This is a genomic window from Nocardia sp. NPDC049190, from assembly GCF_040648115.1.
In the GTDB taxonomy this organism is placed as follows: domain Bacteria; phylum Actinomycetota; class Actinomycetes; order Mycobacteriales; family Mycobacteriaceae; genus Nocardia.
The window spans coordinates 22,083-34,328 of sequence record NZ_JBEZDE010000050.1; the positions used below are offsets into that span (position 1 = coordinate 22,083).

Here is a 12,246-nt window from a genome sequence, read left to right on the forward strand (position 1 = left end):
TGCCGTGACCGCGACGCACGGACCCGGTTCTCCGGGGTGCGGGTCGGCTGCGGTACCGCGGCCGCTCAGTGCGAGATGCCGGGCGCTCGGCGAACGTAAGTCGCGTCGGTCAGCTGTTCGACCATGAAGTCCGCGATGTCGGCGCGGGAGATCCGCAGCGTGAGGCCGCGTTCCTCGGCGGGGAAGCCGCGCCGATAGTCGCTCGTGCGCGGCCCGTCCGTGAAGGCGCTCGGCCGCACGAGGGTCCACTCCAGGTCGCTGGCTCGGACATATGCCTCCTGCCGCACGTGGTCGGCGTACGCCTGGCGCAGCAGCAGGCCGAACATCACGTACTTCCAGAGGAAGTTCAGGTTGCCTCTACTGTCGCCGACCCCGAGCGTGGTCTGGCAGATCAGTCGCCGCACGCCGGTCCGCTCCATCGCCGCGATGACCGCCTTGGTGCCCTCGGCCCGGACGACACCCTTGCGGCCGTTGCCGAGCGAGACCAGCACCGCGTCCCGGCCACGCACCGCGCGCTCCACCGAATTCGTGTCCAGCACATCGCCTTCCCACACGTGCAGCCGCTCGTGCCGCTGCGTGATCCCGGTCGCGCTGCGGGTGAACGCGGTCACCTCGTGTCCCTGCCGAAGAGCCTGCTCGACGACCAGACGGCCGACGGTGCCGGTGGCTCCGAAGACTGCGATTCTCATGGTGTGCTCCTCGATCCAAAGCTGTTGAGCTGTTGTCGAACCCAGTACATCAGCGGGGATCGAGGCGAACCATCGCTATGAGTCTCGATGGCATAAGCGACCGTCTCGACGTCGATCCAGAAGGGCTTGATAGCGGTCACGAAACTCCTGGCGTCACCGAATACTTTTTGTGCCTCGAGGGTGGCCCGCATCTGATCGGATGCGGGCCGCGGCCTCGGGACGAACGATCAGCGATAGTGCGCGAAGAATTCGGTGATCTCACTCGCCATCAAGTCGGGCGCGACGTGGTGCAGGTAGTGGGTGAACACGTCGTGCGTCCGCCACGACACGATGTCGTGGTCGCGCTCGGCGAAGCGCCGGATGCCGTGGAAGTCGCCCGTGGAACCGCAGAGTGCCAGTGGAACCGTGGTCGGCTCGACCGGGGGCGCGGCCTTGTCCTTCTCGTAGTAGTGCCGGATCGCCGAACCCGCCGTGGCCGTGAGCCAATGGATCGCGATATTGGTCACCACGAAATCGTCGTCCAGGTCGGGACCGAGCAGTTGGGCGTTCCAGCCGACCAGTCCGGCGGGTGAATCCATGATCGCGTGCGCCAACGTCTGCGGCTGCTGCGACTGCAGGACGTTGAAACCCATCTTGTTCGCGACGAACCACTCCAATGTTGCCAACGACTGCTGCTCGCTCTCGTCGAGATCCGCCAGTTCGGCGGGATCGCCGGAGGGGAACGAGTACACCTGCGTGACGTGCACGCCGACCACGTTGTCCGGTGCCGCCCTGCCGACCTCCGGCGAGATCGCCGCACCACCGTCGTTACCCGCGGCGCCGTATCGGGCGTACCCGAGACGGCGCATCAACTCCGCCCAGGCGCGTCCGATCCTGGCATCGTTCCAGCCGGATGTTGTCGTCGGACCGGAGAATCCGTATCCCGGCACGGAGGGGATCACGAGATCGAACCCGGCTGCGGTGAGCGGCTCGATGACACCGAGGAACTCGACGAAGGTTCCTGGCCATCCGTGCGTGAGGATCAGCGGAAAGGCGTTGTCCTGTGTCGATTTCACATGCAGGAAGTGGATGTTCTGCCCGTCGATCTCGGTGGTGAATTGCGGGTAGGCATTCAACGACTCCTCGACCTCGCGCCAGTCGAACCCGTCGCGCCAGTAGTCGACCAGGTGTCGAACGCGGTCGACGCTCACCCCGTAGGTGTCGCCCGAGCCGGGGATCTGCTCGGCCCAGCGGGTGCGGGTCAGCCGGTCCCGCAGGTCGTCGAGGTCGGTCTGGTCGATGGCGATGCGGAAGGGGGCGATCGCGGTCATGTCTACTCCTCTGAAACGGAATGCTTCGTTCTGTTTGAACCTATCAGAACGGATTATTCCGTTTCAAGTGCTATCCTGAACTTCATGCCGAAGACATCCGACGTCCCAGCTCAGAAGGGCTTGCCGGGCCGTAAGGCGCAGGCCGCCCGCAACGACGGGTTGATCCTGGACGCTGCCCGCGCGGTGTTCCTCGCCGATGCCAATGCCCCGATCGCCGCCGTCGCCGAACGCGCGGGCGTCGGGATCAGTGCGCTGTATCGCCGCTATCCGAGCAAGGATGTGCTGCTACGCACCCTCTGTCATGACGGCCTGCGCCGATACAACGCGGAAGCCGATGCGGCGCTGAAGGATTCGGATGGTTGGCGGGGGCTGGTCGGATTCCTGGCCCGGGTGGTCGACGCGGATGTGCACTCGCTGACCGTGCATCTCGCGGGTACCTTCACGCCGGATGAATCGATGCTGCCCGACATCGTGCACGCGGGGGAGGTGACCGCCGAACTCGTGCGCCGCGCGCACGCCACCGGCACCCTGCGCCGGGAGGTGAACCCGCAAGACCTCGGGCTGGTCCTGGAGTCATGCGCGGCCATTGCGCTGCCGGACCGGGAGCGCACCGCACAACTGCGCCGCCGAGTGCTCGCCATGCTGGTGGCGGGCCTGGCCGCGGACGGTGCGCTACCCGGCCCCCCGCCCGAGGAGGGTGAGTTCGCTTGGCGCTGGGAACGGCGACAGTGAGCAGGTCGGTACCGCGCCGATGAAATTCCGGCCGGGGCACGGTCTGCACTGGTACCGATACCGTTGTCCGCAGCCAAGAGAGGATTCGCAATGAACTGGACGCTCGAGGTCGTGATCGTGCCTGTGTCGGATATCGACCGGGCCAAGGATTTCTACGCGCGAAAGCTCGGCTTCGCCGTCGACCATGATACGAAGATCGCCGCCGATAGCCGGATCGTGCAGCTCACGCCGTCGGGCTCGGGGTGCTCCATCGTGATCGGGCGCGGCGCGGTGCCGGACATGCCGCCCGGATCGCAGCAGGGACTGCAACTCGTGGTCAACGATCTGCGAGCGGCGCACGCCGAGTTGGTCTCTCGCGGCGTCGAGGTGACCGACATCAAGGTCCTCGGCGAAAATTCCACGGCCATGCCCGACCCGTTGGATAACGTCGGCTTCTTCTTTTTCACCGATCCCGACGACAACGGCTGGGCCGTCCAACAGATCTCCACACGTCGCTGAATGCGACGGCGGGCGGCTATCGGGCGGCGATGAAGAGGGTTTGCGTGCTGCGGCCTAGTGGCCCATTTTCGTCGTAGAGTGCCGATTCGGCCAAACCTATGCCGTGGGGTTGGGGGTAGGTGACGGCATCGAGGCACACCCATTCGCCCACCGGCTGGCGGTACAGCGAGACCGTCAGGTCGGTGTTGATGAACAGGTATCGAGACCAGTCGAGAACCGCGCTGACGCCGTTGCCGGAATCGGCGGCGGCGAGGGTGCGCTCCAGTGGGCTCGGGACGGTGCCCGCCACGATCGGGTATTTGAGCCGGATCCAGCAGATCGCGGGGCCCGGTTCGACGAAAGAGCCAGTGACGAAACGGTATTCGATAGCAGTGTGGAAGCCGACCGGCTGGGTGGACGGGAACGGTGCAGGCACCGCCGCCTGATCGGGTCCAGGTCGGGCGCCGGTCGGCAGGAAGCGTTCGGGCAAGGCCAATTCCGGCTCGGCCAGCTTGAAGCGCCAGGCATTCGCCCGCATCACCGGTCCACGGTCGGTGGAAATCGTCGCCTCGATCAGTTCCACGCTGCGGCCGGGGCGCAGGACGCGCGCCTGCACGGCGAGTGGTTCCAGTGGCACCGGACCGAGGATCTCGACCGCGACCCGCCCGACCTGGAACCCTGGTCGCGGCTCGCACCGCTCGATCACGTGACCGAGCAGCGCTGAGGGCGGGCCCGCGTGCTGGGCGTCGGGCGACCAGGGACCGCGGGTGAGTTCGGTCGAGACGAACCGCTGCGGATCCGCCGGATCGGGTAGGTAGAAGGCGTCGCTCACGTCGGTGTCCGTCCTTCGGACCGGCCGCGCTACCGGTCGACGAGTTGCTCGGTCTGTGCTACGACGGTATCCGGGTCGGGCGGCAGGGCTGCGGTCAGGCCCGTCCGAACGCGAGGGCGACATTGTGACCGCCGAAGCCGAACGAGTTGTTCAGTGCGAAGTCGATGCGCTGCGCGCGCGGGCCGCCCGTGACGATGTCCAGATCGATCGCCGGGTCTCGGTTGTCGAGGTTCAGCGTGGGCGGGACGGTCTGGTCACGCAAGGTCAGCATGGTCACCAGGGATTCGAGGGCGCCGACCGCTCCGATCGAATGCCCGAGCGCGGATTTCGGGGCATAGACCGAGGCGTGGGGGGTGACGGAGGCGATCGCGTTGGCCTCCGAGGCGTCGCCGATCGATGTGGACGTGGCATGTGCGTTGACATGCTGGATATCCGAAACCTGAAGTCCGGCGGCGCTGATCGCCGCGCGCATGGCGCGGGCGGCGCCGATGCCTGCCGGCTCGGAGGCGACGATGTGGTAGGCGTCGGAGGTGATGCCCGCACCGAGCACCCTGCCGTGGACGACGGCGCCGCGGGCGCGGGCGTGCCGCTCCGATTCCAGCACCATGAGCGCGCCCGCCTCGCCGAACACGAAGCCGTCGCGGTCCCGGTCGAACGGGCGGGAGGCGCGCTCGGGTTCGTCGTTGCGGGTGCTCATCGCGCGCATCATGGCGAAACTGGCGATGGGCACGGCGTGGATGTGGCCTTCCACGCCGCCTGCTACCACGACGTCCGCCTCTCCCGTGGTGATCAGTCGCCAGGCGTGCGCGATGGCCTCCGAACCGGACGAGCAGGCCGAGACGGGAGCGAAGACTCCCGCCTTGGCCCCGATTTCCAGCCCGACGGTGGCCGCAGGCCCGTTCGGCATCACCATCGGCACCGACATCGGCGAAACCTTCCGGTACCCGCCGTCGCGCATCGCGTCGACCGCGGCGATCAGCGCGTCGCCACCGCCCAGCCCGGTGCCGATGGCGACCGCCAGCCGCTCGCCATCGAGGTCGGGAGCGCCCGCCGAGTGCCACGCCCGGCGGCCGAGGACCAGCGCCATCTGCTCGACGTAGGAATGTCTGCGCTGCTCCACCCTGGTCAGCTGGACGCCGGGTTGCGCCTTCAGCTTGCCGCCGATGCGGACCGGCAGGTCGAACTCGGTCACGAAGTCGTCGTCGAGCACGCCGATCCCGCTGTGTCCCGCCAGTAACCCGGACCAGGTCGCGTCCATGCTGTCGGCGAGCGACGTGGTGGCCGCGTAACCGGTGACGACGACTGAATCCCGAGTTTCTGAAGCGATTGTTACAGTCACGATGTCATGAATACCTGTACCGGTCGCTACAGTCAACTCATGGCCCGCCCTCTCGACCACGTCAAACGCGCCGAGTTACTCGCCGCCGTCGTGCGCTATATCGCCGACCACGGCCTCGCGGATCTGTCCCTGCGCCCGCTCGCGGCCGAACTCGGCACCAGCTCACGCATGCTGATCTACTACTTCACGACCAAAGAAGAACTGCTGGTCCAGGCGCTGGCAACGCAGCGACCCGATATCGCCGCCGTGTTCGCCGATATCGCGGAGCCGGCGGCACTACGTGACCGGCTCTGGGATTTCTGGACGGCGAATACGTCGGGCGAGGGAAGCATGAGCGTCAAGGTGATGCTGCAGGTTCTCGGCGCGGCCTGTGCCCCGCATAGTCCCTATGCCGACTACGCCGAGTCGGCCATCGTCACCTTCGTCGACGCACTGACCGAAGGGCTGCGCGGCCTACGGTCGGTCGACGACCCGGACGTCGTCGCGACCCTGCTCATCTCGGGTCTGCGCGGCATCCTGCAGGATCGTTTGATCACCGGCGATGTCGATCGCACCGATCGCGCCGCCCGCCGCCTGATCGACCAGACCGTGCGGTAGGGGAGGGCGCAAGGCGTCGGGCGATGGCGCCTTCGATGCCACGGCTTTCGGAAGGAACTCGACGGCCCGGGAGTCACCAGTCCTCGGGGGCCCGACACGATCGAGTTCATCGCCGAGCGCAGTCGGGTACTCGACGCGCACTGCGTCGCCATCAGACGCGATCCCGCCGAGAAAACCCGATCGGTTCAGCCGATCGTCGCTGACACCGCCGCTACGTGCGAAACCGCGCACGATCGCGTCGGCCTCGGCATCACCCACGTCGTGCTGGCATCGCACGAGATCTACCAGCCGGGAGGACCGGCTCCGCCCCGCTGTCACTTGCCGAAACCGGGTGCGGTTCGCCCGGTGGGAGGCCACCAGTGATGGGTAAACTCGGTTCAGATTCGGTGCCGTCGCCTGCGCGGACGGTACGCGCGAAGATTTTGCTGTATCTGGACCATGATGTTCACAACCTCTTGGGCATGTGGTTCCTGCATCGGTCACGCCCCGTTCACGAAGGCGAGGTATGCAGGTGGGTCCGTGGATGAGACGCGAGGACGAACGGTTCCTCACTGGCGCCGGCCGGTACGTTGCCGATATCGAAGTGCCTGGTTGTCTGGATGCGGCCTTCGTCCGAAGCCCGGTCGCACATGGAACCCTCCGGACAATCGACTGCACCGCCGCTCGGCGTGTGCCCGGGGTGGTCGGGGTCTGGTCCGGTGCGGATCTCGAGGGGATGCCGGCATGCGCTCGATCCGCTGCCGAACTGCACGATCTTCCCCCCGTCCCCCATCCGTTGCTCGCCGATTCGTCCACCGATGAGGCGGTGGACGGTCGAGTCTGGCACGCGCTGGCGAAGGACCGGTTGCGCTATCCGGGTGAAGCGATCGCCGTCGTGGTCGGGGAAGACCGCTACCGAGCCGAGGACGGGGCCGCCGCAGTCAGCTTCCGGATCGATCCGTTGCCCGCGGTCGTGACCCCGTCGCGCGCGGCGGACGATTCGGTTCCGCTGTTCGAGGGGTTGAGCAACATCGTGTTCGAGGGCTCGGCCGGGACACCTATCGACAACTCGGTGTGGCGGCGGGCGGCGGCCGTCGTCGAGGCTCGATATCGGCAGCAATTACTGATGCCGACCCCGATGGAATGCCGGACCATTCTCGCGGTACCCGACGGTGATCGGCTGACGGTGTGGGCGGGGCACCAGATGCCACATCGGTTACGCCGTGAACTGGCCGCGATGTTGGGTTGGTCGACCGACCGGGTGCGTGTCGTGGTGCCCGACACCGGGGGCGCGTTCGGTTCCAAGAGCGCTTCGTTCCCGGAGTTCGTCGCGGTGGTCTTCCTGGCGCTCGAGCTGGGCCGGCCGGTGCGCTGGATCGAGGACAGGATGGAGTCGATGCTGGTCGCGACCCGAGGCCGGGGGCAGGACCAGCTGGTTCGGCTCGCCGCCGACGCCGAGGGCCGACTACTCGCTTACGAGTTGCGAATCGATGCGGATGTGGGTGCCTATCCGCACCTCGGAGTCGGTGTGCCGATGCAGACCGCGTTGATGGCGCCAGGACCGTACGCCACCCCGAAGGTACATGCGACGGTCCGCTCGATACTGACCAACACGATGATCACCTACCCCTACCGCGGTGCGGGCCGGCCGGAAGCCGCGATCGCGTTGGAGCGGACGATGGACACGCTGGCCCGTCGGCTCGATATGGATCCCGCGGAACTACGGCGACGCAACTTCATCCCGCCTGAAAGCTTCCCGTACGACACTCCCACCGATCGCCGCTACGACAGCGGGAACTACGCCGCCGCCCTCGATCTCGCCTTGGCGACCCTCGGCTACGACAAGTGGCGGGCCGAGCAGGCCCGCCGCCGCACAGACCCGGGTGCTCTACCGCTGGGGATCGGACTGTCCTGCTATGTCGAGCGTTCGGGCGGCGAACCAGGCATACTGCACGAGTTCGGCAGCATCGAAGCCCATCCGGACGGCTCGGTTGTCGCCTATTGCGGCACAGCCTCCAGCGGCCAAGGCCACGAGACGGTATTTCCGGCGCTGGTCGCCGAGGCGCTCGGGGTGGACGAGGCACGAGTTCGGCTGGTCGAAGGGGACACAGGCGAACAGCCCCAAGGCGTGGGTTCGTTCGCCAGCAGATCCGCGCAGATGGCCGGCGCCACGCTGCAGCACATCGCGACCCTGCTTATCGATACGGCCCGCAAGCGGGCTGCGGAGCTGTGGAACCTGCCGATCACCGACGTGGAATGGTCGCACGGCACCGTGCACCCCACCCGGGGCGGATCCGGTGCAATGGACTTGGCCGAACTGGTGAAGGCCACCGGGCCGCTGCGAGTCGATAACCGGTTCGACGCTGAAATGGCATTCCCGTTCGGTACCCACGCGGCGGTGACCGAGGTCGACCCCGAGTTGGGCACTGTCCGAATACTGCAAGTGGTGGCAGTAGACGACTGCGGCGTGGTGCTGAACCCTGCGATCGTGCACGGGCAAGCTTTCGGGTCGGCTGTCCAGGGCATCGGACAGGCTCTGTACGAGGGGTTCCGATTCGACGACGACGGCGTTCCGCTGCTGGCCGACGGCTTGCTGGACTACCTTTTGCCGACCTCCGCCGAGATCCCCCCGATCGCGATCGAAGACACCTGCACCCCCAGCCCCACCACGCCGCTGGGAGCAAAAGGCGCGGGAGAGGCCGGGTGCATCGGCACTCCGGCCGCCATCATCAACGCCGTAGCGGACGCGCTCCAGCTCGCCGACCCAGACCTGCTGCAAATGCCGCTCACCCCCGAACTGATCTGGCGAGCGACCCGCGCCCGACCTTGAAGGAGTCCCGGTGAAACCCGCAACCTTCGACTACCTGGCACCACACACGGTGCCCGAGGCCCTGGACGCGCTGGCCGACTCGGGACGCAAGACTCGGGTCCTCGCCGGGGGGCAGAGCCTGATCCTGGAAATGCATCTGCACCGTATCCACCCCGAGCTGGTTGTCGACATCAACCGCATCACCGAACTCGACACTCTGAGCGTGGCGGACCATACGCTGCGAGTAGGCGCCCTGGTTCGCCATCGAGCCTTCGAACAAGAGCATGCGGTGCCGGGCCCGCTCGGCAGCTTGTTCTCCCGTGCCGTCGTCAACATCGCCCATCCACCGATTCGTGCCCGCGGGACCATGGTCGGCAGTTTGGCCTGGGCGCATCCGGCCTCGGAATGGTGTGCCCTCGCCGTCGCTCTCGACGCCGATGTCGAGTTGCACGACACCAACGGAGTGCGACAGGTCGCGGCCCGCGACTACTTCCGAGGGGCGATGCGCACCGCGCGTCGTCCCTGCGAACTCATCACGTCGGTGCGGTTCCCGCTCCTCGATGACGACACCGGCGTGGGCTTCATCGAACATCGGCGCACACACTTCTGCTTCGCGCAGGTGGCAGTCGCTGTCGCCCTGACAGTGCGCGACGGGGTAATCACCAAGACACGGATCGGGCTGGTCAATGCGGCTGACCGTCCGATCCGGGCGCACGCCGCCGAGCAGACGCTGATCGGCGCCGAGATCGGCGCTCCGCCCGCCGAATACCGGATTCCCGAAGACCACCCGTTCGCTCGCGCGGGTCAAGTCGCCGCTGAATACGACGCCGCACCTGTGGCCGAATCGTACGCCGGCGTCGACTACAAAAGACATGCCATCGCGATCCTCGTCGGCAGGACACTGTGCCAAGCGGCGGCGGACGAGCGGTCACGCACCACCACCTCTGGAGGAGCCCGCTGATGAAGATCACCTTGACGGTCAACGGTGAGCAGCATCCTCTCGACGTCGAACCCCGGCGCATCCTTGCCGACGTACTCCGCGACGACTGTCATCTCACCGGGACCCATCTCGGCTGCGAGCACGGCGTGTGCGGGGCCTGCACGATCATGGTCGACGGGCAGGCCGTTCGCTCGTGCCTGATGCTGGCCGTGCAGTGCGACGGCAGCTCGATCCGCACGGTGGAAGCACTCGCAGGACCGGACGGTCAACCGCACCCGCTGCAACGCGCCTTTTCCGCCGAACACGCCTTGCAATGCGGCTTCTGCACACCAGGATTCCTGATGGTCGCCGTCGAAGCATTCGACGCGGACCCCACCTTCGGCGCCGACCCCGACCGTATCGCCGGGCTGGTCGGGTCCAACATCTGTCGCTGCACCGGCTACGAACCGATTCGATGTGCGATCGCGCGCGTCGCGCGGGAACAGTCCGGCACCGAATCCTGATCTGTTCTCTTCGCTTTCCTGTCGGTCTACTAGTGGTGGCTCGTCCTCGCTGACAGTCCAACGTAACGACTGCGATTGCTGAAGCGGAATAACGGCTATGGATACCCAGCGAGCAGGCGCCGAGCAGCGGGCCGCAGACCCGGCGGGCCTGCGAGACATAGCCCACCCTGATCTTTCCTCGGTCTTCCTCCACTTCGTGGCCCGAAACCGCCCGGTTGGTATCGGGGTGCCCGATGAGATCCGAGCCTTAAGCCCCGTCGACCGCCTGGAGTCGATCCTGACCGAAGGCGCGATTTCGGCGTTCGTGACCTACTCGGGCGGAATGCCCTCGGTATGCATGACTGAGGCAACGTGGGCTGGAGTGAGCTACCTCATCGAAGGCCGCGGCTACGAGCCATGGGCACTTATGTTCGATCGACAGGAGGTCTACAACGCGGGCGGCGGTCCAGTGTGGTACGCCAGGCCCGACGAGTACAAGGTGCTGAAAGACGACACGAGACTCCGCACCTGGGCGGTCGAGTTCAGTGATCGGTCCGACTGGTCACATGAACGGGAATGGCGCATACCTCGACCGGCAGACCACAGCGGCATTGCGCCGTCGATCCCGTTGTCGGAGTTGGGCTTTTGCGGGGTACTCGTTGGCGATCCGGCCTGGGACCCTCGGATCTACGCACACGACCCCAACCTAGGAATCGGCAACCAGCCCACCCACTGGGACTTCCTACCCTTGCCAGCACTGGCGGGAGTACCAAGGTACTGGTGGAACTCGGCCGAAAGCACCGCCGTTCGGCTGTGACTGGTGCTGGGACAGCATCGCCGTTCCCTCCCAAGCGACCTGGTCACCGCGCAGGAGGGCCAACGGGCACCGGGCCAACTTCACTCGCCGGAACTTGCCTGCCCGGAGACCTGGGCCGACGATCGTGCACGTTGCCGCGCGGCGGCTGCGCGGCGCCGATCGCACACCACGCGCCATCCGCCTGCGCTGAATCTTCAACCGAGGTATGGCGCACATCGCCGCTCCAAGTAGGGGGTCAGCCTGAGTCGCTGCGTGTGGTGCATGTCGAGGCTGTCCAGTTCGGCGGGGGCTACGAACCGTAGTTCGGTGGACTCATTGGAGATGGCGAGGTTGCCCCCGATGACATGGGCCAGGAAGCACACGTTGAACTGGCGTCGGACCTCGCCATCGCTGTAGGCGATTACGTGGCGCGGATCGGTGTAAGTACCGACGAGACCGATGATCTCGATGTCGAGACCGGTTTCTTCCTTGACCTCTCGTACGGCGCAGCCGGGGAGGCTGTCGGTCATCTCCATGCCGCCGCCGGGCAGTGCCCATAGGCCGCTGTCAGCGCGCCGTTGAAGCAGGATGCGGCCGATGTCGTCGCACACCACGGCGGAAGCCGCGACGACAAGACGGTTCGGCTCTGGTGCGGCTGGGTCGTCATAGAACTCGGTGCACGCCATCTGCTTAGCCTTTCACCGGTCGGCCCGTTTGCCAGACCGCGTTGAAACTGTCGGTATAGGTGTCGAACAGACCACCGTCGAGGGTACGGCGCAGATGCCAGACGGGCGCACCGTAAGCATTCACTCCCCAAACGTGGGCATTGACCAACATTTCTTCGTCGGCGCGGAAGATGCTGTTGTAGAGCGTCGTGGCGTGGGTCCGCAGCTCGATGCCCGGCGTTGCTGGCAGCGCCCGGTAGTGCATCAAGGCGAGACGGCAGCGGGATTCGATGCCGTGCCCAAATTTCTCTTCCATGCCCCGTTGTTGGACGGTGGCGCTGTCGGCGTCACCCACGGCTATCCGTATCGCGCAGCCCGCCTCGGCTCGTTCGATCAACAGATCGTTGAGTCGAGGGTATGCCTCATGGAGGAAGACGGCCGCGTAACCAGGATGTCGATGTGGTCGCGCGCTGGCGTGAACAGGTTGACGAACATCGACGCCGATGGGCCGTCCCCCATAGATGAGGCCGCTCGGTATTAGAGTCCTTGTTTGGCCTGGTGAGGGCCGAGAAGGGACACTGAGGGACATGGCAGGACGC

13 protein-coding genes are annotated in these 12,246 nt (G+C 66.3%); 7 read left to right on the forward strand and 6 right to left on the reverse strand.

The annotated features are described in order from the left end of the window. Window positions 1-65 precede the first annotated feature (65 nt). Complete coding sequence (locus tag AB0B25_RS28495) at window positions 66-689, reverse strand: SDR family oxidoreductase (protein ID WP_357185807.1); 624 nt, start codon at window positions 687-689, stop codon at window positions 66-68. Window positions 690-916: 227 nt separating this feature from the next. Further along, complete coding sequence (locus AB0B25_RS28500) at window positions 917-1,999, reverse strand: epoxide hydrolase family protein (protein WP_357185810.1); 1,083 nt, start codon at window positions 1,997-1,999, stop codon at window positions 917-919. Between the two features lie 84 nt (window positions 2,000-2,083). On the opposite strand from AB0B25_RS28500, the gene AB0B25_RS28505 reads away from it, so the two are divergent. Next, a complete protein-coding gene (locus tag AB0B25_RS28505; protein ID WP_357185813.1) occupies window positions 2,084-2,731 on the forward strand; it encodes a TetR/AcrR family transcriptional regulator in 648 nt (215 codons plus the stop codon). Between the two features lie 90 nt (window positions 2,732-2,821). Then, window positions 2,822-3,229: a VOC family protein gene (locus AB0B25_RS28510; RefSeq protein WP_357185816.1), complete on the forward strand. Its 408-nt coding sequence runs from the start codon at window positions 2,822-2,824 to the stop codon at window positions 3,227-3,229. 16 nt (window positions 3,230-3,245) lie between these two features. Here AB0B25_RS28510 and AB0B25_RS28515 read toward each other — a convergent pair whose 3' ends face one another. Beyond that, window positions 3,246-4,040 (reverse strand): thioesterase family protein, encoded by a 795-nt coding sequence (locus AB0B25_RS28515; RefSeq protein WP_357185819.1) that lies wholly within the window; start codon window positions 4,038-4,040, stop codon window positions 3,246-3,248. Window positions 4,041-4,134: 94 nt separating this feature from the next. Beyond that, the gene (locus tag AB0B25_RS28520; RefSeq protein ID WP_357185822.1) at window positions 4,135-5,379 is read right to left on the reverse strand and encodes a KasA/KasB family beta-ketoacyl-ACP synthase; all 1,245 of its coding nucleotides are present in this window, start codon (window positions 5,377-5,379) and stop codon (window positions 4,135-4,137) included. Between the two features lie 39 nt (window positions 5,380-5,418). Here AB0B25_RS28520 and AB0B25_RS28525 point away from each other — a divergent pair, with 39 nt between their 5' ends. From AB0B25_RS28525 to AB0B25_RS28545, 5 genes are all read left to right on the forward strand, one after another. Next, window positions 5,419-5,976 carry a TetR/AcrR family transcriptional regulator gene (locus tag AB0B25_RS28525; RefSeq protein WP_357185825.1) on the forward strand — a complete coding sequence of 186 codons (558 nt, stop codon included), beginning with the start codon at window positions 5,419-5,421 and terminating at the stop codon, window positions 5,974-5,976. Between the two features lie 523 nt (window positions 5,977-6,499). After that, the gene (locus AB0B25_RS28530) at window positions 6,500-8,785 is read left to right on the forward strand and encodes a xanthine dehydrogenase family protein molybdopterin-binding subunit (RefSeq protein WP_357185828.1); all 2,286 of its coding nucleotides are present in this window, start codon (window positions 6,500-6,502) and stop codon (window positions 8,783-8,785) included. Between the two features lie 10 nt (window positions 8,786-8,795). Then, window positions 8,796-9,725 (forward strand): FAD binding domain-containing protein, encoded by a 930-nt coding sequence (locus AB0B25_RS28535; protein ID WP_357185831.1) that lies wholly within the window; start codon window positions 8,796-8,798, stop codon window positions 9,723-9,725. Continuing rightward, window positions 9,725-10,207 (forward strand): (2Fe-2S)-binding protein, encoded by a 483-nt coding sequence (locus AB0B25_RS28540; RefSeq protein ID WP_357185833.1) that lies wholly within the window; start codon window positions 9,725-9,727, stop codon window positions 10,205-10,207. Before AB0B25_RS28535 ends, AB0B25_RS28540 begins: the two co-directional genes overlap by 1 nt. Before the next feature lie 97 nt (window positions 10,208-10,304). Next, a complete protein-coding gene (locus tag AB0B25_RS28545) occupies window positions 10,305-11,003 on the forward strand; it encodes a hypothetical protein (protein ID WP_357185835.1) in 699 nt (232 codons plus the stop codon). Window positions 11,004-11,197: 194 nt separating this feature from the next. On the opposite strand, the gene AB0B25_RS28550 is transcribed toward AB0B25_RS28545, so the two are convergent. Continuing rightward, window positions 11,198-11,668, reverse strand: a complete 471-nt coding sequence (locus AB0B25_RS28550; RefSeq protein ID WP_357185838.1) for an NUDIX domain-containing protein — start codon at window positions 11,666-11,668, stop codon at window positions 11,198-11,200. A 4-nt stretch (window positions 11,669-11,672) separates the two neighbouring features. Then, entirely contained in the window at window positions 11,673-12,002 is a 330-nt protein-coding gene (locus AB0B25_RS28555) for a hypothetical protein (RefSeq protein WP_357185841.1), read from the reverse strand. Between the last annotated feature and the right edge of the window lie 244 nt (window positions 12,003-12,246).